Genomic DNA, 22,198 nt, shown 5'->3' with positions numbered 1-22,198 from the left:
CCGTCAGACGGTGTGGATGAACTGGCCCTTGAGGTAGCGGAGGATCGTGGGCGTCTCGTAGCCCGGACGCAGCCCGAGCCGGGCCACGCGCCAGAGCTTCTGCCCGTTGATGCCGCCGTCCTCGGCCTTCGTGATCTTGACGAAGGACTCGCGCGGCGCCCCGTTGGCGCAGTGCACGTCGGGGGCGAAGCCCTTGCCGATCACCTGACCCATGAGGTTCTTGCGCACGAGGCTGTCGGTGAGCAGGGTCGGGCGCAGCCAGGACCGCGTCCCGCTCTGGTGGCCGCCGCTGCGGTACATGGCCTGGTAGCGGGTCTCGCTGTTCTTGGCGAGGCCGTCGTCGCGGCTGGTCTGGCCGCGCACCGTCCCGTAGCTCGCCTGGGTGAAGTGGAACCAGGTGCGCAGCACCCCCGGCGGCGTGCCCGGGTAGTAGCGGGCGCGCAGCAGGCAGCGGGCGACCTTGTAGTCCTCGGGCCGCTGGCTCCAGCCGGTGAAGGGCTGGTCCTCGGGGTCGGCGTCGATCCAGACGTAGTCGCCGTCCTCGATCCCGAGCCGCTTGGCGTCCTCCGGGTTGATGTCCACGTAGGCCTCGCCCACCCACGGCTTGCGCTTGTCCCTGCGGTAGACGTCGCCGAAGGGGCCCCAGAGCGCCGCCGTGAGGTCGAGGTCGGCGAACATGGTGTGGACGCTGTGGCGGAACTTGGGGGTGATCCAGACGAAGCGGAACTGCTCGCGCTTGAGCGGGTGCTCGGTCTTGAGCAGCTCCTCCGGCGTGTAGACGACGTTGCGCACCTGGCGCGTCTCGCGCGAGAGGTCGTAGCGCGAGAAGCCGTAGTCGGTGGGCTGCTTCGGCCGGATCAGCGGATGGGGCGCCGCGACGATGACGTTGGGCTCGTACCAGGTGGAGTCGACGGCCTCGCGGTAGACCGGGAGGTTCTCGCCGTAGTCCTTGAACTCCGGCTCGTCGCGGTAGAACTCGAGCCGCCCCGTGCGGTTGTACCAGGGCTTCGACTCCTTGCTCTGCTCGTAGCCGATGTTCTTCGGGTAGCTGCGCCCCATCATCATCGCCGGGATGCCCTTCTCGGCGAGCTCGAGGAGCTTGTCGACGTCGTAGCCCTTCATCATGTTGGAGTGCGAGAGCACCCGCTGGATGTAGGGCTTGGCCCGGTCCTTGTCGTTGATGAAGGCCCAGTAGTCGATGAAGCGCCTGTCGCCGGTGAGCTCGGCGAGCTTGGCCGCGACCCCCTTGTAGGTCTCGGCGTCGGCGCGGGTGTCGTGGATGCGCTTGATCTTGGTGATGGGCATCACCTGCATGAAGGGGTTGGTGCAGGACTGGGTCATGTCGTGCTGGTGGTACTCGCCCCAGGAGTCGACGGCGAGGACGACGTCGGCGTACTCGCAGGAGGCGGTCCACCACCACTCGTTGACCACCAGCACGTCGATCATGCGCTTGTGGGCGCCGGGGTGGCGATGCGCCGGGTGGCGCAGCAGGTTCATCACCACCTCATAGTGGCCCTTGGCGTTGCCGAGGATCGAGTTCGACCCCGAGAACCAGAAGGCCTTGGTGGGCGTCGGCATGTGGGTCCGGCCGTTGAAGTAGTGGCCGTGGACCTTGAGCGGCTTGTCGCCGTGGGAATAGAAGTGCGCCGACTGGAAGGTGAGATAGGGCTTGACCTTCGCCGGCGCCTTCGGGTCGAGGGTGATGTCGAAGGGGTTCTCGGCGAGGTACTGCGGCATGCCGTTGAAGTAGGCGGCGCGGTAGTTGCCCGCGTAGCTGCCGACGTTGCCGCCGATGAAGCCGACGTTGCGGGTCAGGGCCGCCACCAGGAAGATGGCGCGGTCCTTGAGGTCGGCGTTGAACATCTGGTTCGGGCCCATGCCGGTGATGAACAGGGTCTTCTCCGGGTGGGCCGCGAACTGCCGCGCCAGGCTGTAGAGGGCCGACTTGGGGGCGCCGGTGACCTTGGACGTGTTGGTGGGGTTCCAGGTGTCGTCCAGGTGCTGGCGTACGAGGTCGAACACCGGGCGCACCTTCACCTTCTCGCCCCCGACCTCCACCTCGAACTCGCCCTCGAGCGCGGGGTCGATGCCGGTCTTGAGGAAGTGCTCGCCGATGTCGTCGCGGGAGACCGCGGCGGGGCGGCCCTTGCGCAGGTCCCAGACCACGAAGTCGCCCCACTCCTCGCGCATCTTGCGCGTGACCACCGGCTCGCCCACGTTGACGTGGAAGGGCTTGGGCAGGTCCTTGGGGTCGTCCACCACGCGGGTGAGCTTGAGCTCCTTGAGCCGGTAGCCGGGGATCACCTCGTGGGCCCGCAGCAGATCGCCGGTGTCCATGCGCACCAGCAGCGGCAGGTCGGTGTGGCCCTTGACGAACTCCTCGTCGTAGAGCTTTTCCTCGATGATGATCTGCGCCACGCCGAGGGCGAGGGCGGGGTCGGTGGCGGGGCGGATGAGGACGATCTCGTCCGCCTTGGAGCAGGTGGAGCTGTACTCGGTGCTGATGACGATGACCTTCTTGCCCTTGGCGCGGTTCTCCGTCAGCCAGTGCGCCTCCGGCATCTTGGTGGAGATCCAGTTCATCCCCCAGAGGACGATGCAGTCGGCGTACTCCACCGTGGCGAGGTCGAAGTCCACCGTCTGCTGGCCGGTGACCATGGGGTGGCCCGGCGGCAGGTCGGTGTGCCAGGAGTAGTTGTCGAGGCCGACGCCGCCCTTGGCCTTGTCGGGGCCGACGTTGCGGATGTGGGCGTCGAGCAGCGCCATGGAGTTGGCGGTGCGGTACTGGCCGAAGAGCTTGATGGAGCCGAGCACGGGCATGCCGCCGCGGAACTTCATGGCGCGGGTGCCGGCGCTCCCCATGCGCGCGATCATGGCCTCGTCGTAGTCCTGCCGCTTGAGCAGCGCCGCGCCCTGCTCGCCGGAATAGGTCTTGGCGGTCTCGTAGAGGGCCTTGGCCACGATCTCGTAGGCCTCGTCCCAGGAGACGCGCACGTAGCCGTCCTCGCCCCGGCGGAAGAGCTCGGCCGGCGGCAGGCCGTCCTCGTCGCGCGGGAAGCCGCGGCGCACCCACTCGAGGAAGCCCTTGCGCACCATCGGCGCCTTGACCCGGCGGTCGCCGTAGAAGCGGCGCGGCAGGAGGATGCCCTTGTTGCAGAGGCGCGGATCCCAGCGCTGGCTGGCGACGGTGCCGTAGACGTCGGTGGCCTTGTGGTAGTTCTGGGTCGGCCCCATGCGCACCACGACGCCGTTCTTGACGTAGGCGTTGAGGTAGCAGTTGTGGGTGCAGTTCGGGGTGCAGACGAGGACGTAGGAATCGTCCGGCTTGTAGATGTCGCGGTAGAGGCTCTCCCAGTCGCGGCTGGGATAGTGCTTGAGGGGGTTGTCGATCCCCACCGCCGGCTGCAGCGCCCGCAGGGCGAGGGCGGGGCGGCTGACGAGGCCTGCGGCGAGGCCGCCGGCGGTGGCCTTGAGGAAGCGACGGCGCGTCAGTTCGGCCATGATCTCCTCCTTCGCGTGCGTTGCCGGGTGCGGGTCCGCCGGCGCGCAGGCACCGGGCCGGGACCATGGCGCCGATTTCACGGAGGGTGGGGGAGGGGGTGCAATCCGACCGACGGGCGGGCGCACCGGTGCGCAGGGGGTAACCCGGGCGGGTTACCCCCGATGGGTCAGGGCTGCCCTTCGGCCAGGCGGCGGGCGCGTTCGCGGAGCACGAACTTCTGGATCTTGCCGGTGGAGGTCTTGGGCAGGGGGCCGAAGACCACCGTGCGCGGCACCTTGAAGCGGGCAAGGTGCTGGCGGCAGAAGGCGATGATCTCCTCCGCGCTGGCCTCGGCGCCCTCCTTCAGGGTGACGAAGGCGCAGGGTGTCTCCCCCCACTTGGGGTCGGGTTTGGCCACCACCGCCGCCTCGAGCACCGCCGGATGGCGGTAGAGCACCCCCTCCACCTCGATGGTGGAGATGTTCTCGCCGCCGGAGATGATGATGTCCTTGGACCGGTCCTTGAGCTCGATGTAGCCGTCCGGGTGCCAGACCGCGAGATCGCCGGTGTGGAACCAGCCGCCGCGGAAGGCCTCCTCGGTGGCCTTGGGGTTCTTGAGATAGCCCTTCATGACGATGTGGCCGCGCATGAAGACCTCGCCCAGGGTGGCGCCGTCGCGCGGCACCGGCCGCAGGGTCTCGGGGTCGGCCACCATCAGCCCCTCGAGGACGTGGTAACGCACGCCCTGGCGGGCCTTGATGCGGGCCTGCTCCTCCATGGGCAGCGCATCCCACTCCGCCTTCCAGTCGCAGACCACGGCCGGGCCGTAGACCTCGGTCAGGCCGTAGACGTGGGTGACGCGGAAGCCGAGCCGCTCCATCGCCTCCAGCACCGCGGCGGGCGGCGCGGAGGCCGCGGTCATGACCTCGACGCGATGGCCGAAGGGGCGCCGCTCCGCCTCCGAGGCGTGGATCACCATGCCGAGGACGACCGGGGCGCCGCAGAAGTGGGTCACGCCCTCCTCGGCGATGGCGCGGTAGATGGCGCCCGCCTCCACCTTGCGCAGGCAGACGCTGGTGCCCGCGAGCAGGGCCAGGGTCCACGGGAAGCACCAGCCGTTGCAGTGGAACATGGGCAGGGTCCAGAGGTAGACCGGGTGCGCGGTCATGTTCCAGGCGAGGACGTTGCCGATGGCGTTCAGATAGGCGCCGCGGTGGTGGTAGACGACGCCCTTGGGATTGCCGGTGGTGCCCGAGGTGTAGTTGAGGGCGATGGCGTCCCACTCGTCGGCGGGGGGATGCCACGCATGCCCCGGGTCGCCCTCGGCGAGGAAGTCCTCGTACTCCACGGCGCCCAGGCGCTCGCCGCCGGGGCCCTCGGGGTCGTCGATGTCGATGACCAGGATGTCGCGTCCGAGCCGCGCCAGGGCGTCGCGGATCACGGGCGCGAACTCGGTGTCGGTGATCAGCGCCCTCGCCTCTCCGTGCTCGAGGATGAAGGCGATGGTGGCGGCGTCCAGGCGGACGTTGAGGGCGTTGAGCACGGCGCCGGCCATGGGGACGCCGAAGTGGGCCTCGTACATGGCGGGCACGTTGGGGGCCATGATCGCCACCGTGTCGCCGCGGCCGATGCCGCGCCGCGCCAGGGCCGAGGCCAGTCTGCGGCAGCGGGCGTAGGTCTCGGCCCAGGTGCGGCGGATGCGCCCGTGGACGATGGCGGTGCGCTCGGGGTGCACCGAGGCGGCGCGCTCGATGAAGCTCAGGGGCGTGAGCGGTGCGTGGTTGGCGGCGTTGCGGTCGAGGCCGATGTCATAGGGGCTGCGGGTGCTCACGGCGCTTGCTCCTCCTTCCTCCTGCCGCGCGGACGCGAAGTCGCCAGGGCGATGCCGGCGGCCACGCCTAGCATTCCCAAGAGGTGGTAGCGGTGCAAGCGCTCGTGCAGGAAGAGCACGGCGAGGACGGTGCCGAAGACCGGCATGAGGTGCATGAAGAGCCCGCCGCGGGCGGCGCCGACGGCGCGGATGCCGTGGTTCCAGCACACGAAGGCGAGCACCGAGGCGAACAGGGCGACGTAGCCCACCACCGCGGCGCTCGCCCGGGTCAGGGGGAAGGCGCGGCCGCCCAGGTGCTCGGCGAGGTAGAGCGGGGCGAGCACGGCCACGCCGAGGGCGACGATGGCGAGGAGGAAGGCCAGGGGGTCGAGCCCCGGCGGCAGGCGCCGCAGCAGCAGCGAGTAGGCGGCCCAGCAGAAGGCGGCGAGCAGGATCCAGGCGTCGCCGGCGTGGACGTCGAGGCGCGCGAGCGCCGCCGGGTCGCCGCGCGCCATGATCCAGGCCACGCCGGCGAGGGAGACGAGGGCCCCGGCGAGCGGGCGCGGCCCGGGCCGCTCGATGCCGCTCAGCCAGGCGAGGGGGACGATCAGGACGGGCACGGTGGCGTTGATGAGCAGCGCGTTGACCGTGGTCGTGCTCTGCAGGCCCAGGTAGACGAATGTGTTGAAGCCCGCGACGCCGAGGAGGGCGAGGGCGGCGATGCGGCCGCGCGCCGCGCGCAGCGCGGGCCACGCCCGCCGCAGCCGCGGCAGCGCCAGCGGCGCCAGGATCGCCAGCGCCGCCGCCCAGCGCCAGAAGGCGAGCCCCACCGGCGGCAGCTCGGCGTGGAAGGCGCGGCCGAGGACGAAGTTGCCGGACCAGAAGAGGGCCGCCAGCGCCAGCAGCAGGTACGGCACCGGGCAGGTTCAGGCGGCGGCCTTGGCCAGGGCCTGGTCGATGTCCCAGAGGATGTCGTCGAGGCTCTCGAGCCCCACCGAGATGCGCACCATGTCCGGCGTCACCCCGGCCTTGCGCTGCTCCTCCTCGGTGAGCTGGCGGTGGGTGGTGGAGGCGGGGTGGATCACCAGCGTCCTGGCGTCGCCCACGTTGGCGAGATGGCTCAGGAACTGCACCGACTCGATGAACCGCACGCAGGCCTCGGCGCCGCCGCGGACGCCGAAGGTGAAGACCGCCCCCGCCCCCCGGGGGAGGTACTTCCGGGCCAGGGCGTGGTAGGGGTCGTCGGGCAGGCCCGGGTAGCGCACCCACGCCACGGCGGGGTGGGCGGCCAGGTGCTCGGCCACCCGCTGGGCGTTGGCGCAGTGGCGCTCCATGCGCAGGGGCAGGGTCTCCAGCCCCTGCAGGAAGAGCCAGGCGTTGAAGGGGCTCATGGCGGGGCCCAGGGTGCGCAGGGTCTCGACCCGACACTTCATGATGTAGCCGAAGTCGCCGAAGGTCTCGTAGAAGCGCACGCCGTGGTAGCCGGGGGACGGCTCCACCATCTCCGGGAAGTTGCCGTTGTCCCAGGGGAAGCGCCCGGAGTCGACGACGATGCCGCCGATGGAGGTGCCGTGGCCGCCGATGAACTTGGTGGCGGAGTGGACGACGATGTCGGCGCCCCACTCGATGGGCCGGCAGAGGTAGGGGGTGGCGAAGGTGTTGTCGACCACGAGGGGGAGCCCCGCCTCGTGGGCGATCGCGGCCACCGCCTCGATGTCCAGCACGTTGCTGTTCGGGTTGCCGAGGGTCTCGGCGTAGAGGACCTTGGTGTGGGGCGTGATGGCGCGGCGGAAGTTCTCGGGGTCGTCGGGATCGACGAAGGTGGTCTCGATGCCCATGCGGCGGAAGCTGTAGCCGAACTGCGAGTGGGTCCCGCCGTAGAGGGTGCGGGCGGCGACGATGTGGTCGCCCTCCCGGAGCAGCGTCAGCAGCGCCACCATCTGCGCCGACATCCCCGAGGCCACCGCGAGCGCCCCGCGCCCCCCCTCCAGCGCCGCCATCCGCTCCTCCAGGACGGCGTTGGTGGGGTTCATGATGCGGGTGTAGATGTTGCCGAAGGTCTGCAGGTTGAAGAGGCTCGCGGCGTGGTCGGTGCTGTCGAAGACGTAGGAGGTGGTCTGGTAGATGGGCACCGCGCGCGCCCCCGTGACCGGGTCCGGGAGCTGCCCGGCGTGCAGGCAGAGGGTCTCGAAGCCGAACTTGCGATCCGCCATGGCAGGGCTTCTCCGGTCAGTAGGGGAGGTGGCGGGGGCGGCGGGCGGAGATGACGCCGGTGTCGATGCCGACGAAGTTGAGCCCGCCGAACAAGCGCGCGTGCTCGATCTTCATGCAGCGGTCCATGACCACCGCGAGCCCGGCCTCGCGGGCGCGGCGGGCGGCCTCCTCGTGGACGACGCCGAGCTGCATCCAGAGCACCTTGGCGCCGATGGCGATCGCCTCCTCGGCGATCGCCGGCACCTCCTCGGGGCGGCGGAAGACGTCCACCACCTCCACCGGCTCCGGGATCGCGCGCAGGCTGGGATAGCAGCGCTCGCCCAGCACCTCGTTGTAGGCGGGGTTGACGGGGATGATGCGGTAGCCGTGATCCTTCAGGTACTTGGCGGCGAAGTAGCTCGGCCGGTACCACTTCGCCGACAGCCCCACCACCGCCACCGTCCGGTGCTCGGCGAGGATCCGCCGCAGGGTCTCGATGTCGTTGCCGTCGCCGCTCATCTCGCGCCCCCGTCGGGTTGGCGGCGCTAGGGTAGCAGGGTGGGGCGGCGGCCGGGAACCGGGGCGGTGTACCCCCCCGGTGACCGCCCTCAGGCGGTGGCGCCGAAGGCCGGGTCCTCGGCGCCGGGGGGCGGCTTGAGGCCGGCGAGGCGGCAGCCCTGGTTGACGGGTCCGCCGGGGAAGAGCTCGTAGAGGTAGCGCAGGCCGCCCTCGAGGTGGAAGTGCTCGTCGAGGGCGTCGTGGAGCTCGCGCAGGTGCACCGTCGGGTTGCGTGCGTAGTAGGCCTGCAGCGCCTGGATCACGGCCCAGTGGTCCTCGCCGAGGGTGAGCCCTTCCCGCGCCGCCGTCGCCAGGGCCTCCTCCGGGCTCCAGCCGACGGGGGCGTGGGGAAAGCCCGCCGGGGGCGCTTCCGCCGGGTTGAGCAGGTGGGTGATGGACTCGTGCTCGCGCATGGCACCTCCTCCCTGTGGAACCCGACCCTGCCGGTCGGATGTTCTCTGTCCCAAGCCTAGCCCGGCATGGCGGAGTGGCAAGCTGCGCGCAATCCGGCCTGCCGCCCGCGCGGGCCCGGCTCAGCCGCCCCGCCGGGCCCGCTCGCGCGCGCGCAGCTCGGTGCGCCGGACCTTGCCGGTGGTGGTCATGGGGAGGGCCTCGATGTACTCGATCTCGCGCGGGTACTCGTAGGCGGCCAGCCGCTCCCGCACGCTCGCCTGGATGTCGCGGGTCAGGGCCTCGCTGGGTTCGTGCCCGGGGGCGAGGACGATGAAGGCCTTGACGATCTCGCCGCGCAGGGGGTCGGGGACGCCGATCACCGCCGCCTGGGCCACCGCGGGGTGGCGGATCAGGCAGTCCTCGATCTCGCCGGGTCCGATGCGGTAGCCGGCGCTGGTGATGACGTCGTCCTTGCGCCCCACGAACCAGAGGTAGCCGTCCTCGTCGCGCCGCCCCACGTCGCCGGTGAGGAACCAGGGGCCGAGGAACTTGGCCCGGGTCGCCTCCTCGTTGTTCCAGTAGCCGAGGAACATCACCGGGTCGCCCTCGCGCCGGGCCGCGATCTCGCCCTCGACCCCCGGCGGGCAGGGCCGCCCCTCCTCGTCCACCACGTCCACCTCGTGGCCGGGATAGGGCCGGCCCATGGAGCCGGGGCGGACGGGGAGGATCTCCGAGCAGTTCCCCACCAGGTAGTTGAACTCGGTCTGGCCCCACATCTCGTTGACGGGCACGCCGAGCCGCTCCGCCGACCAGCGCAGGATCTCCGCGCCCACCTGCTCGCCCGCGGACATGATGGTGCGCAGGGCGAGCCGCGGCGGGCTCGGCACCTGCATCAGCATCTTCATGGCCGTGGGGGGGATGAAGGCGCTGCGCACCCCGTGGCGGGCCATGAGATGGAAGGCCCGGTCGGGGTCGAAGCGGCCCTCGCCCTCGTAGCCCAGCACCGGCTGGCCGTAGCAGAGGGCCGGAAGCAGGGCGTCCATGAGGCCGCCGGTCCAGGCCCAGTCCGCGGGCGTCCAGAACAGGCCCCCGTGGACGCCGTAGAAGTTGTGCGAGAGCTCGAAGCCCGGCAGGTTGCCGATGAGGGCCCGATGGGCGCAGAGGGCCCCCTTGGGCGGGCCCGTGGTGCCGGAGGTGTAGATGAGATAGGCGGGGTCGTCGGCCGCGGTCTCGTGGTCGGGGCGGCGGTCGGCGCCGCGGCGCAGCCGCTCCCAGAGGCTGCCGGTCTCGCCGGGCCCGCAGACGAGGACGTGCTCGAGCTGCGGCAGCGCCTCGCGCAGCCCCTCGATGCGCGCCGCCCGCGCCTCGTCGGCGATGGCGATGCGGGCGCCGCTGTCGGCGAGCCGGTAGGCCAGGGCCTCCGGCCCGAAGAGGATGGACAGGGGCAGGGCGACGGCGCCCAGCTTGTAGACGGCGAGATGGGCGATGGCGGTCTCGGGGCGCTGCGGCAGCAGGATGGCGACGCGGTCGCCGGGGCCGACGCCGAGGGCCGCGAGGGCGTTGGCGAGGCGGTTGGAGAGCTCGCGCAGGGCGCCGAAGGTGTAGGCGCGGTGCGCGCCGCGGGCGTCCTCGTGCAGGATCGCCACCTCGCGGGCGCGGTCGCGGTGGCGGTCGCAGCAGGCGTCGGCGATGTTGAAGCGGGCGGGCACCCGCCAGCGGAAGGTCCGGCGCAGCCGCTCGAAGTCCCGCTCGCGGCCGTCGAAGAGCGGACCGTCCACGCCTCAGCCCCCCCGCGGCCGCTTGGGCGGCATCACCACCGCCTCGCCGTCGAGGACGAGGGTGCCGTCCTGGTTGTAGCAGCGGGTGGCGAGGCGGCAGCGGTTGCGGGCCACGTCCACCTCAAGCACCTCCACCTCGGCGCGCACGGTGTCGCCGATGCGCACCGGGGCCTTGAAGCGCAGGTCCTGGCTGACGTAGATGGAGCCGGGCCCCGGCAGCTGCATCGCCAGCACCGCCGAGATCAGCCCGGCGGTGAGGATGCCGTGGGCGATGCGGCCCTTGAACACGGTCTGCGAGGCCTGCACCTCGTTGACGTGGGCGGGGTTGAGGTCGCCGGTGATGCCGGCGAAGAGGTAGACGTCGCTCTCGGAGATGGTCTTCTCGAAGGCGGCCTTCTGGCCCACCTCCAGCTCCTCCACCGTGCGTCCGATGATCATGCGGCTGTTCCTCCTTTCGTCCTGCGTGGGTCGGTCCGGCGGTCCCGGTGTCGGATCATGATACGGCCCCCGGGGCGGGGGGGCGGGTGCGCCGCGCGGTCCGCGTTTTGCACAGCAGCATGGCGCCACGCCGTCCGGCACGGCTGCGCCGCGCTCTTTGCGCCGTACATCCGAAGTCGATTGCAAGTCCTTGTTTTCACGTTCCTATTGGATCGGTCATCTTGTGACCAGCCTGACCGGTGCTACGGCGCGATGGGCGCTTGGCGGCCACGGCCCGGATTCGTCCACAGAGTTTTCCACAGCTTCTGTGGATGACGCCGGGCATTTCACGGGGCCGCGGCATCCGCCTCCGGGTGCCTGCCGAGCCGGGCGGAGAGCTCCCGCCCGGCGGCGATCACGCGGCCGCTCCATTCCGGGCGCAGCCGCTCCACCGGCGCCGAGACCGAGAGGGCGGCGACCACGACCCCGAGGCTGTCGCGCACGGGCACGGCGATGCAGCCGACGCCGGCCTCGGCCTCCTCGCGATCGGTGGCGTAGCCGCGGCGGCGCACCTCGGCCAGCTCCAGGGCGAGCTGCACCGGGTCGGTGATGGTGCGCGGGGTGAAGGGGCGAAGACCCGTCCGCTCCACATAGCCCGCCACCGCCGCCTCGTCCTCCTCCGCGAGGAAGACCTTGCCCACGGCGGTGACGTGCAGCGGCGCCCGCGTGCCGATCACCTGCTCGACCCGCACCGCGCGCCGCGAGGTGACCCGCTCGATGTAGATCACCTCGTCGCCCTCGCGCACCGTGAGGTTGACGGTCTCGCCCAGCTCGTCGCGCAGCGCCTCCATCACCGGGCGGGCCTCGCGGCGCAGGTCGAGGCGGGCGTGGACGCGGCTCGCCAACTGCAGCAGCTTCACGCCGAGGGCGTAGTGGCCGCGGCCGTCGCGCTGGACGAGGCCGAAGGCGGCAAGACAGGCGAGGATGCGCGAGGCGGTGGAGGGGGGGAGGCCGGTCTCGGCCGCGAGCACCTTGAGGGCGGTGGGCTCGGCGTGGCGGGCGAGGGCATCCAGGAGGGCGTTGGTGCGCTCGAGGACCTGGATGGAACAGCCAAGTTTCATAATACGGAACTCGCGTTGTATTGTGAAACGCCGCGCCCGGCGCTATGGTTGTCACCGAGGGGCAGGCCCCGCCCGCGCGGGCGGCGACGCACCTATTATGGTCGAGGCGGGCGCGACGGGAGGGTTCGCGGTGGACGGCGGAGCGGACCGGACGGCAAGGCGGCGGGCGCGGGCGGTGGCCGAGACGCTTGCGCGCAGGCTCGGCGGCGGGTGCGTGCTCACGGATCCCGAGGCGCTGCGTCCCTACGAGTGCGACGGCCTGTCCGCCTACCGCGCCCTGCCCGCGGCGGTGGTCCTGCCGCGCAGCCGCGAGGAGGTGCGGGAGGTGGTGCGCGCCTGCGCCGAGGCCGGGGTGCCGCTGGTGCCGCGCGGGGCCGGCACCAGCCTATCCGGCGGCGCGGTGCCGCACCCGGAGGGGATCGTCCTCAGCCTCGCCCGCATGAACCGCGTCCTCGAGGTGGACGTGCGAAACCGCGTCGCCCGCGTCGAGCCGGGGGTGCGCAACCTCGCCGTCACCGAGGCCGCGGCCCCCTACGGGCTCTACTACGCCCCGGACCCGTCCTCGCAGGTCACCTGCACCATCGGCGGCAACGTGGCCGAGAACGCCGGCGGGGTCCACTGCCTCAAGTACGGCCTCACCGTCCACAACGTGGTGGGGGTCGAGATGGTGACGGTGGAGGGCGAGTTCGTGCGCCTCGGCGGGGTCGCGCCCGATGCGCCGGGCTACGACCTGCTGGCGCTGCTCATCGGCTCGGAGGGGATGCTGGGGGTGGTGACCGAGGCCACGGTGCGGCTGCTGCCGCGGCCGGTGTGCGCGCGGGTGCTGCTGGCCGCCTTCGACGACATCCCCACCGCGGGGGAGGCGGTCAGCCGCATCATCGCCGCGGGGATCATCCCGGGCGGCCTGGAGATGATGGACGGGCCCGCCATCCGCGCCGCCGAGGACTTCGTCCACGCCGGCTACCCGGTGGACGCCGCGGCGATCCTGCTCTGCGAGCTGGACGGTACGCCGGAGGAGGTGGAGGAGGACATCGGCCGGGTGCGCGCGATCCTCGAGGACTGCGGCGCGCGCGAGGTGCGCCTTGCGCGCGACGAGCGCGAGCGGGCGCTCTTCTGGTCCGGGCGCAAGAACGCCTTCCCGGCGGTGGGCAGGATCTCGCCCGACTACTACTGCATGGACGGCACGATCCCGCGGCGCGCCCTCGCCCGGGTGCTGGAGGGCATCGCCCGCCTTTCGGAGGCGTACGGGCTGGCGGTGGTCAACGTCTTCCACGCCGGCGACGGCAACCTCCATCCGCTGATCCTCTACGACGCCAACCGCCCGGGCGAGCTCGAGCGCACCGAGGAGCTGGGGCTGCGCATCCTCGAGCTCTGCGTCGAGGCGGGCGGCACCATCACGGGCGAGCACGGGGTGGGGCTGGAGAAGCTGCCGGCCATGTGCGTGCAGTTCACGCGCGAGGAGATCGCGCAGTTCCACGCCGTCAAGGAGGCCTTCGACCCCGGGCGCATCCTCAATCCGGACAAGGCCATCCCGACCCTGGCGCGCTGCGCCGAGCTCGGCGGCATGCACGTGCGCGGCGGGCGACTGCCGTTCCCCGATCTGGAGCGGTTCTGATGGCGGCGGACCGCAGCGCCGAGATCGCCGAGCGGGTGCGCGAGGCCGCCGCCCGGGGCACGCCCCTGATCCCGCAGGGGGGCGGCACCAAGGCCTTCCTCGGCGAGGCGGTGGCGGGCGAGCCGCTCCCGCTCGCGGGCCACGAGGGCATCGTCGGCTACGAGCCCACCGAGCTCGTGATCACGGCGCGCGCGGGCACGCCGCTCGCCGAGGTGGAGGCGGCGCTGGCGGCGCAGGGGCAGATGCTGGGCTTCGAGCCGCCCCGGCTGGGGGCGGCGTCGACCCTCGGCGGGGTGGTGGCGGCGGGGCTGTCGGGGCCGCGCCGCCCGTGGGCGGGGGCGCTGCGGGACTTCGTCCTCGGGGTGCGCCTGGTCAACGGCCGCGGCGAGGTGCTGCGCTTCGGCGGCCAGGTGATGAAGAACGTCGCCGGCTACGACCTCTCGCGGCTGATGGCGGGGGCGCAGGGGACCCTCGGGGTGCTGTTGGAGGTCTCGTTGCGGGTGGTGCCGCGCCCGGTGCGGGAGCAGACCCGGGTCCTCGCGCTCGACGCCGCGGGTGCCCTGGAGCGGCTCGCCGGGCTTGCGCGGCGCCCGCTGCCGCTGGCCGGGGCCTGCCATGTGGCGGGGCGGCTCCATCTGCGCCTGGCCGGGGCCGCCGCGGGGGTCGAGGCCGCCGCCGCCGAGGTGGGCGGGGAGGTCATGGGGGAGGCGGAGGCGGCGGCCTTCTGGGACGGCGTCCGCGACCTCGCCCATCCCTTCTTCCGCGACGGCGAGGGCGCGCTCTGGCGGATCGCGCTGCCGCCCGCGGCGCCGCCTTTGCCGCTTGCGGGCGAGTGGCTCCTGGACTGGGGCGGCGGGCAGCGCTTCCTGCGCAGCGCCGAGCCCGCGGGGCGGATCCGCGAGGTGGCGGCGGCGGCCGGTGGGCACGCCACCCGCCTCTCGGGGCCGGCGGCCGGGGTGACCGTCTTCCATCCCCTGCCGGAGCCGATCCTGCGCCTGCACCGCCGGCTCAAGGCGGCGCTGGACCCGCACGGGATCCTCAATCCCGGCCGGCTCTATCCGGGGCTCTGAGGATGCAGACGCGGCTTGCCGAACGCTTCCGCGGCACGGCCCTGGGCGAGGAGGCCGACGCCATCCTGCGCGCCTGCGTCCACTGCGGCTTCTGTCTCGCCACCTGTCCCACCTACCAGCTCCTCGGCGACGAGGACGACAGCCCCCGCGGGCGCATCTACCTGCTCAAGCAGCTCTTCGAGGGCGAGGCGGTGGGCGAGCGCACCCGCCTGCATCTGGACCGCTGCCTGCTCTGCCGAAGCTGCGAGACCACCTGCCCCTCGGGGGTGCGCTATCACCGCCTGCTCGATCTCGGGCGCGAGGTGCTCGAGCGCGAGCGGCCGCGTCCGCTCCGCCAGCGCGCGCTGCGGGCGCTGCTGCGGGCGGTGCTGCCCCACCGCACCCGCTTCGCCGCCGCCCTGGCGCTGGGGCGGGCGCTGCGGCCGCTGCTCCCCGGGGTGCTGCGGGAGAAGGTGCCGCCCGCCGCGGCGGCGGCGCCGTGGCCGCGGGTGCAGGCCGCGCGGCGCGTGCTGCTGCTCGAGGGCTGCGTGCAGCCGGTGCTGCGCCCGGCCGTCGACGCCGCCCTCGCCCGGGTCCTGGCCGACCTCGGGGTGGAGGTGGTGCGGGCGGCGCAGGCGGGCTGCTGCGGCGCCATCAGCCACCACCTCGGCGCGGCCGAGGCGGCCCGCGACCTGGCCCGGCGCAACATCGACGCCTGGTGGCCCCACCTGGAGGCGGGTGCGGAGGCGGTGGTGGCGAGCGCCAGCGGCTGCGGCCTCATGCTGCGCGAGTACGGCGAGCTGCTGGGCGCCGATCCGGCCTACGCCGAGCGCGCCCGGCGGCTGGCCGAGCGCGTGCGCGACCCGGCCGAGCTGGTGGCCGCCCTGGACTGGCGCCGGCTCGGCCGGCCGGGCGCCGGGCGGCGCGTCGCCTTCCACGTCCCCTGCACGCTGCGGCACGGCCTGCGCGCCGCGGAGCAGGCCGAGGCCCTGCTGCGGGGCCTCGGCTTCGAGCTGCTCCCGGTGGCCGATGCCCATCTCTGCTGCGGCTCGGCCGGCACCTATTCGCTGCTCGAGCCGACGCTGGCGGGGGCGCTGCGGGCGCGGCGCCTGGCCGCCCTCACCGCCGGCGGGCCGCAGGAGATCCTCACCGCCAACATCGGCTGCCTGGCGCACCTGGCGGCGGCGTCCCCGGTGTCGGTGCGGCACTGGCTGGAGGCGGTGGCGGAGGGGCTGGAGGGCGCGGGCGCGGCCCGCGCGTGACACACACCACGAGAACCGGAGGAGGCAGCGATGAACAGCGAGCGGATCGTCGAGGGCGTCGAGATCCGGGGCGAGATCCGCCCCGCGTGGCGCGAGATCCTCACCCCCGACGCGGTGGCCTTCGTCGCCGGGCTGCACCGCGACTTCAACGGCCGTCGCCACGAGCTGCTGGCGCGGCGCGTGCGCGTGCAGGCGGAGATCGAGGCCGGGCGGCTGCCCGACTTCCTCGAGGAGACCCGCGCCGTGCGCGAGTCGGCGTGGCGGGTGGCGCCGGCGCCGGCGGACCTCGAGGACCGGCGCGTGGAGATCACGGGGCCGGTGGAGCGGCGGATGATGATCAACGCCCTCAACTCGGGGGCCAAGGTCTTCATGGCCGACTTCGAGGATGCGCTCTCGCCCACCTGGGCCAACGTCATGGACGGGCAGGTGAACCTGCGCGACGCGGTGCGCCGCACCATCCGCCTCGAGACGGCGCAGAAGGTCTACGAGCTCAAGGACGAGACCGCCACCCTGGTGGTGCGCCCGCGCGGCTGGCACCTGCCCGAGAAGCACGTCCTCGTCGACGGCGAGCCCGTCAGCGCCTCGCTCTTCGACTTCGGTCTCTACTTCTTCCACAACGCCCGCGAGCTCGTGGCGCGGGGCAGCGGCCCCTACTTCTACCTGCCCAAGCTGGAGAACCACCTCGAGGCGCGGCTCTGGAACGACGTCTTCGACGCCGCCCAGGACCGCCTCGGCCTTCCCCGCGGCACGATCCGCGCCACGGTCCTCATCGAGACCATCCTCGCCGCCTTCGAGATGGAGGAGATCCTCTACGAGCTGCGCCACCACGCGGCCGGTCTCAATGCCGGGCGCTGGGACTACATCTTCAGCATGATCAAGAAGTTCCGCACGCGCCCCGACTTCGTCCTGCCGGACCGCGCGCAGGTGACCATGACCGTGCCCTTCATGCGCGCCTACACCGAGCTGCTGGTGCGCACCTGCCACCGGCGCGGCGCCCACGCCATCGGCGGCATGGCCGCCTTCATCCCCAGCCGCAAGGACCCCAAGGTCAACGAGGTGGCGATCCCCAAGGTGCGCGAGGACAAGGAGCGCGAGTCCGCCGACGGCTTCGACGGCACCTGGGTGGCGCACCCGGACCTGGTGCCGGTGGCGAAGGAGGTCTTCGACCGCGTCCTGGGCGAGCGGCCGCACCAGAAGGACCGACTGCGCGAGGACGTGCAGGTCTCGGCCCGCGACCTGCTCGACGACCACGTCCCGGGCGGCACCATCACCGAGGGCGGGATCCGCAACAACATCTCCGTCGCCCTGCAGTACATCGCCAACTGGCTCGACGGCCTCGGCGCCGTGGCCATCTTCAACCTCATGGAGGATGCGGCCACCGCCGAGATCGCCCGCGCCCAGCTCTGGCAGTGGATCCGCAACGGCGCCCGCACCGACGACGGCCGGGAGATCACCGCGGCCCTCTACGAGCGGCTGCGCGACGAGGAGCTGGCCCGGCTCGCCGGGTCCGACCTCCCCCTGGAGGAGGCGCGCGCGCTCCTCGACGGCCTCGTCCTCTCCGAGGGCTTCGAGGATTTCCTGACCCTGCCCGCCTACGAGCGGCTCCTGGCACGCGGGGGCTGAGGGCCCGGCGGGGCCCTTGCGCCGCGCCCCGCGCGCGGCTATGATCCCCTCCGCTGACCGATCGGTCGGTCAGCGGAGGGGGCGAGCATGCAGGACGGCGACACCCGCGCGGCGGGGGCGCAGGCGGTGCTGGACGCGGCCGAGGCGCTCTTCGCCGAGCGCGGCTTCGACGGGATCTCCATGGCGGCCATCGCGCGGCGCGCGGGGGTCAGCAAGGCCACGGTCTTCCACCACTTCGGCACCAAGGAGGCGCTCTACCTCGCGGTGGTGCGGCGGGCCTGCCGGCGCACCAGCGAGCTCATCCGCAGCCTCGACGAGGGCGGCGAGCCCCTGGAGACGGGGCTCGGGCGGCTCGCGCAGACGCATCTCGCCAGCCTCCTGGAGCAGGGGGCGGTGGCGCGGCTCATCCTGCGCGAGCTCCTCACCGGGCGGCAGGAGCGGGCGCGGACCCTCGCCGAGGAGGTCTTCGGCGACGATCACGCCCGCATCGTCGCCTACCTGGAGCGGGCGCAGGCGCGGGGCGAGCTGGCCGCGGACGTGGAGCCGGGGCTGCTGGTGACGGTGCTCTTCGGCGCCGAGGTGCTCTTCTTCCTGGCCCGGGACGTGCTGCGCCACCTGCCGGCGACGCGGGCCCTGGCCGAGGATCCGGCGCGCTTCGCGGCCGGGCTCGCGCGGCTGTTGCTGCGGGGCGCGGCGCCGCGGGAGGCGGGGCGGTGAGGCGGCTCGTGGCGCTCGCCCTCGCGGCGCTGGCCGCGGGCTGCAGCGGAGAGGCGGCGGAGGAGGCGGCGCCGGCGGAGGTGCGGCGCACGCCGGTGACGGTGGCGAGCCCGGTGCGGCGCGATCTCGAGGTGGTGGAGCGCAGCGTGGGGACGCTGGAGCCCAAGCACGCCCCCTGGGTCGCGGCGGAGGTGGCCGGACGCATCGCCGAGGCGGCGGCGGAGGAGGGCGATGCGGTGGCCGCGGGCGCGGTGCTCGCACGCATCGACGAGACGGACCTGCGCCTGGCCCTGGATGCGGCGGTGGCCGACGAGGCCCGCATCGCCGCCCTCATCCGCGCCCAGGAGAAGCAGGTGGCGCGGCTGCGCTCGCTGCTGCCCCAGGGGCATGTGAACCAGTCCCTGGTGGACGAGGCCGAGGCCCAGCTCGACGCCCTGCGCGAGCAGCTCACGGCGGCGCGGGCGCGCGTCGCCGAGCGCCGCCACGCCCTCGCCAAGGCCGCGATCCGCGCCCCCGTGGCCGGGCGCATCGAGGCCCGCCGGGTCTCCGCGGGCGACTTCGTCCAGGTGGGCCAGCCGCTCTTCCGCATCGTCGACGAGGGCCGCCTGCGCGCGGTGGCGCCGCTGCCCGAGGCGCTGGCGCCGAGTCTGCGGCCGGGGCTGGAGGTGCGCCTGGCAAGCCCCACGGCGCCGGGGCGGACGGTGCGCGCGCGCATCGACGAGATCCGTCCCATGGTCAGCCGCAGCGCACGGGCCCTCTACGTCATCGCCGAGCTGGACAACCCCGGCGGCTGGCGCGCGGGGGCGAGCGTCGACATGACGGTGGTGCTGGCGCGGCGCGCGGGCGCGGTCACGGTGCCGGCGCCGGCGGTGGTGCGCCGGCCGGCGGGCGAGGTGGTCTACGTCCTCGCCGACGGTGGCCGGGTCGCGGCGCGGCCGGTGGAGACGGGGCTGCACGGCGACGGCTGGATCGAGATCCGCTCCGGGCTTGCCGGTGACGAGCGGGTGGTGGTGGACGGCGCCGGCTTCCTCACCGACGGGGCCGCGGTGGCGGTGCGCGGGGAGCCCGGGGCATGACCCTGCCCGAGATCGCCATCCGCCGCCACGTCCTCGCCTGGATGCTCTCGGGCGTGCTGGTGCTGTTCGGGCTCGTGAGCTTCCAGCGCCTCGGCGTCGACCGCTTCCCCAGCGTCGAGTTCCCCATGATCTCGGTCACCACGGTGATGACCGGCGCCTCGCCCGAGGTGGTGGACTCGAGCCTGACCAGCGTGGTGGAGGAGGCGGTCAACACCGTGCCCGGGATCGAGCACATCATCTCCAGCTCCTCGCCCGGGGTCTCGCTGGTCCTGGTCCGCTTCAACCTGTTCAAGGACATCGACGTCGCCTTCAACGAGGTCCAGGCCAAGATCAACCAGATCGTCGCCGACCTGCCGGACGAGGCCGAGGTGCCGGTGGTGGCCAAGGTGGAGGTGGGCGCGGCGCCGGTGATGTGGATCGTCCTCCAGGGCGACCGCACCCTGCAGCAGCTCAACCAGTACGCCCGCAACGTCGTCAAGAAGCGCCTCGAGACCGTGGACGGGGTGGGCGAGGTGCGCATCGGCGGTGAGCGCGAGCGCACCATCCGGGTCGAGCTGGACCCTGCCCGCATGGCCGCCCTCGGGGTCACCGTGCCCGAGGTGGTGGCGGCGCTGCGGCGCGAGCACGTCCGCCTGCCCGGCGGCTTCGTGGAGGGCGCGGGCCGCGAGGCGCTGCTCAAGCTCGACCTCGAGTTCCACGACGTGGCCGCCCTCGGCGGGCTGCTGGTGGCCTACCGCGACGGGGCGCCGGTGCACCTGCGCGACCTCGCCCGCATCGAGGACGGGCTCGCCGATGCGCGGCAGATCGCGCGTTTCGACGGCGAGCCCGCGGTGGGCCTCGGCGTCGTCAAGGTCAGCGGCGCCAACACCGTGGCCATCGTCGAGGAGGTCAGACGCAGGCTGCGCGAGGAGATCGTGCCGGCGCTGCCGCCGGGGCTGCGCCTGTCCATCGCCTCGGACGACAGCGCCTTCGTCCTCGAGATGGTGGCGGCGCTGGAGGAGCACCTGGCGCTGGGGACGCTGCTCGCGGCGCTGGTGGTGTGGCTCTTCCTCAAGAGCCTGCGCGCCACCCTGATCATCGCCGTTGCGATCCCGGTCTCGCTGCTCGGCGCGGTGGCGGTGATGTACGGCTTCGGCTTCAGCATCAACGTGCTCACCCTGCTCGCCCTGCTGCTGCTGGTGGGCATCGTGGTGGACGACGCCATCGTGGTCCTGGAGAACATCCACCGCCGTCGCGAGACCGTGGACCCGGACCCGGTGCGCGCCGCCGAGCACGGCACCCGCGAGGTGGTCTTCGCGGTGCTGGCCTCGACCCTCGCCCTGGTCTCGATCTTCGCGCCGGTGATCTTCCTCGGCGGCATCATCGGCCGCTTCTTCCGCTCCTTCGCGGTGGTGGTCACCTTCGGGGTGCTGGTCTCCTGGTTCGTCTCCATGACCCTGACGCCGATGCTGTGCTCGCGCTACCTGCAGGTGCGGCGCGAGCACGGCCGGATCTACCGCCTCCTCGAGAGCGGGTTCCGCGCCATGGAGGCGGGCTACCGGCGCCTGCTCGGCCTGGTGCTGCGCTGGCGCTGGACGGTGCTGGGGCTCGCCGCGGCGGCGTTGGCCGCCAGCGGCCTGCTCTTCGGCCAGGTGGGCAAGACCTTCGTCCCCGAGGACGACGAGGGCCGCTTCCTGGTGGTGTTCCGGACCCCGCTGGGCTCGTCCATCGACTACACCGCCGGGCGGCTCGCCGAGATCGAGGCGGCGCTGCGGGCCGAGCCCGGCATCGACCATTTCTTCGCCGCCATCGGCGGCGGCGACGGCGGCCAGGTCAACCGCGGCAGCGTCTTCGTGCGCCTCGCCCCGCGCGCCGAGCGCACACGCCACCAGAGCGAGATCGTGGAGGCGGTGCGCCGCCGGCTCGCGGCGATCCCGGGGGTGGAGGCCTTTGCCGGGCAGGTGCCGATCCTGAGCAGCGGGCGCGGCGAGCCGCTGCAGTTCATGCTCAAGGGGCCCGACCTGCAGCGGGTGGCCGCGCTTGCGCGGCACATGCACGAGCGGCTCTCGGCCCTGCCGGGCATGGGCCGGCTCGACCTCGACCTCCAGCTCGACCTGCCCCAGGTGGTGCCGGTGGTGGATCGCGAGCGCGCGGCGCAGCTCGGGATCCCGGCGCAGGATCTCGCCACCGCGCTCTTCGTCCTCGCCGGGGGGCTGGACGTGGCCAAGTACAACGACGTGCCCGGTGACGGGCGCCGCTACGACATCCGCCTGAAGGCCGCCGGGGGGGCGATCCGGGGGCCGGCGGACCTCGGCCGGGTCTACCTGCGGGGCGGTGCGGGCGAGCTCGTGCGGCTCGATACCGTGGCCCGCTTCGAGCGCACCCTGGGGCCGGCCGTGATCCCGCGCATCGACCTGCAGTACGGGGCGGCCTTCTACGGCACCCCTGAGATGCCGCTGGGGGCGGCGGTGGCGGCGGTGCGCGAGGCCGCGGCGGAGCTGCTGCCTGCCGGCTACGGCATCCAGTTCCTCGGCCAGGCCGAGGAGTTCGGCAACACCGCGCGCTACATGACCTTCGCCTTCACCATGGCCCTGATCCTGCTCTACATGGTGCTGGCGAGCCAGTTCGACTCCTTCCTCCAGCCGGTGGTCATCATGCTCGCGCAGCCGCTCGCCATCATCGGCGGGATCGCGGGGCTGTGGCTCGCGGGCCAGACCCTCAACATCTTCTCCATGATCGGCATGGTGCTGCTGCTCGGGCTGGTGGCCAAGAACTCGATCCTGCTGGTGGACCTCACCAACCAGCTGCGCGCGCGCGGCCACGGCATCGACGAGGCCCTGGCCGAGGCCTGCCCCCTGCGCATGCGACCGGTGCTCATGACGTCGCTGACGGTGATCCTGGCCATGCTGCCGGCGGCGCTCGGCCGCGGCGCCGGGGCCGACACCAACCAGCCCATGGCGGTGGCCATCATCGGGGGCATGGTGACCTCGACCCTGCTCACGCTGGTGGTGGTGCCGGCCGCCTATTCGCTCCTCAACCACGGCCTCGCGCGGCTGTGCGCCTGGCGCGCGCGGCCCGCCGCCGGCGCGGCCTGAGGCGCGGGCGGGAACCGCGCGCCGGCTCCGG

The 22,198-nt window shown here is 72.9% G+C and carries 16 protein-coding genes; 7 read left to right on the top strand and 9 right to left on the bottom strand.

Going from position 1 to position 22,198, the window contains the following annotated elements; translation table 11 throughout:
• Nucleotides 1-3: 3 nt before the first annotated feature.
• The 9 genes from EDC57_RS08040 to EDC57_RS08000 all read right to left on the bottom strand — a co-directional run bounded on the left by EDC57_RS08040 (nt 4) and on the right by EDC57_RS08000 (nt 11,751).
• Nucleotides 4-3,501, bottom strand: a complete 3,498-nt coding sequence (locus tag EDC57_RS08040; RefSeq protein ID WP_123401356.1) for a molybdopterin-containing oxidoreductase family protein — start codon at nt 3,499-3,501, stop codon at nt 4-6.
• 167 nt (nt 3,502-3,668) lie between these two features.
• Nucleotides 3,669-5,312 carry an acyl-CoA synthetase gene (locus tag EDC57_RS08035; protein ID WP_123401355.1) on the bottom strand — a complete coding sequence of 548 codons (1,644 nt, stop codon included), beginning with the start codon at nt 5,310-5,312 and terminating at the stop codon, nt 3,669-3,671.
• Complete coding sequence (locus EDC57_RS08030) at nt 5,309-6,208, bottom strand: DMT family transporter (RefSeq protein WP_123401354.1); 900 nt, start codon at nt 6,206-6,208, stop codon at nt 5,309-5,311. The genes EDC57_RS08035 and EDC57_RS08030 overlap by 4 nt, the downstream gene beginning before the upstream one ends.
• Before the next feature lie 9 nt (nt 6,209-6,217).
• Entirely contained in the window at nt 6,218-7,504 is a 1,287-nt protein-coding gene (locus tag EDC57_RS08025; RefSeq protein WP_123401353.1) for an O-acetylhomoserine aminocarboxypropyltransferase/cysteine synthase family protein, read from the bottom strand.
• A 16-nt stretch (nt 7,505-7,520) separates the two neighbouring features.
• Nucleotides 7,521-8,003 (bottom strand): CoA-binding protein, encoded by a 483-nt coding sequence (locus tag EDC57_RS08020; RefSeq protein WP_123401352.1) that lies wholly within the window; start codon nt 8,001-8,003, stop codon nt 7,521-7,523.
• Between the two features lie 89 nt (nt 8,004-8,092).
• The gene (locus EDC57_RS08015; RefSeq protein ID WP_123401351.1) at nt 8,093-8,455 is read right to left on the bottom strand and encodes a TusE/DsrC/DsvC family sulfur relay protein; all 363 of its coding nucleotides are present in this window, start codon (nt 8,453-8,455) and stop codon (nt 8,093-8,095) included.
• 120 nt (nt 8,456-8,575) lie between these two features.
• The gene (locus tag EDC57_RS08010; RefSeq protein ID WP_123401350.1) at nt 8,576-10,213 is read right to left on the bottom strand and encodes an acetate--CoA ligase; all 1,638 of its coding nucleotides are present in this window, start codon (nt 10,211-10,213) and stop codon (nt 8,576-8,578) included.
• Between the two features lie 3 nt (nt 10,214-10,216).
• Nucleotides 10,217-10,651 (bottom strand): MaoC family dehydratase, encoded by a 435-nt coding sequence (locus EDC57_RS08005; RefSeq protein WP_211331931.1) that lies wholly within the window; start codon nt 10,649-10,651, stop codon nt 10,217-10,219.
• A 326-nt stretch (nt 10,652-10,977) separates the two neighbouring features.
• Nucleotides 10,978-11,751 (bottom strand): IclR family transcriptional regulator, encoded by a 774-nt coding sequence (locus EDC57_RS08000; RefSeq protein ID WP_123401349.1) that lies wholly within the window; start codon nt 11,749-11,751, stop codon nt 10,978-10,980.
• 130 nt (nt 11,752-11,881) lie between these two features.
• On the opposite strand from EDC57_RS08000, the gene EDC57_RS07995 reads away from it, so the two are divergent.
• The 7 genes from EDC57_RS07995 to EDC57_RS07965 all read left to right on the top strand — a co-directional run bounded on the left by EDC57_RS07995 (nt 11,882) and on the right by EDC57_RS07965 (nt 22,167).
• Complete coding sequence (locus tag EDC57_RS07995; protein ID WP_425454795.1) at nt 11,882-13,366, top strand: FAD-linked oxidase C-terminal domain-containing protein; 1,485 nt, start codon at nt 11,882-11,884, stop codon at nt 13,364-13,366.
• Complete coding sequence (gene glcE / locus EDC57_RS07990) at nt 13,366-14,436, top strand: glycolate oxidase subunit GlcE (RefSeq protein ID WP_123401347.1); 1,071 nt, start codon at nt 13,366-13,368, stop codon at nt 14,434-14,436. Before EDC57_RS07995 ends, glcE begins: the two co-directional genes overlap by 1 nt.
• Nucleotides 14,437-14,438: 2 nt before the next feature.
• On the top strand, nt 14,439-15,677 hold the full coding sequence (glcF, locus tag EDC57_RS07985; RefSeq protein WP_123401346.1) for a glycolate oxidase subunit GlcF: 1,239 nt from the start codon (nt 14,439-14,441) through the stop codon (nt 15,675-15,677).
• Between the two features lie 30 nt (nt 15,678-15,707).
• The gene (gene aceB, locus EDC57_RS07980) at nt 15,708-17,300 is read left to right on the top strand and encodes a malate synthase A (protein ID WP_123401345.1); all 1,593 of its coding nucleotides are present in this window, start codon (nt 15,708-15,710) and stop codon (nt 17,298-17,300) included.
• Nucleotides 17,301-17,387: 87 nt separating this feature from the next.
• Entirely contained in the window at nt 17,388-18,017 is a 630-nt protein-coding gene (locus tag EDC57_RS07975; RefSeq protein WP_123401344.1) for a TetR/AcrR family transcriptional regulator, read from the top strand.
• On the top strand, nt 18,014-19,093 hold the full coding sequence (locus EDC57_RS07970) for an efflux RND transporter periplasmic adaptor subunit (RefSeq protein WP_123401343.1): 1,080 nt from the start codon (nt 18,014-18,016) through the stop codon (nt 19,091-19,093). The genes EDC57_RS07975 and EDC57_RS07970 overlap by 4 nt, the downstream gene beginning before the upstream one ends.
• A complete protein-coding gene (locus EDC57_RS07965; RefSeq protein ID WP_123401342.1) occupies nt 19,090-22,167 on the top strand; it encodes an efflux RND transporter permease subunit in 3,078 nt (1,025 codons plus the stop codon). Before EDC57_RS07970 ends, EDC57_RS07965 begins: the two co-directional genes overlap by 4 nt.
• The last annotated feature ends 31 nt before the right edge of the window (nt 22,168-22,198 follow it).

The organism is Inmirania thermothiophila (assembly GCF_003751635.1).
GTDB lineage: Bacteria > Pseudomonadota > Gammaproteobacteria > DSM-100275 > DSM-100275 > Inmirania > Inmirania thermothiophila.
Note: the sequence above shows the minus strand (reverse complement) of the source record. Positions and strands in the feature narration are given on the sequence as shown.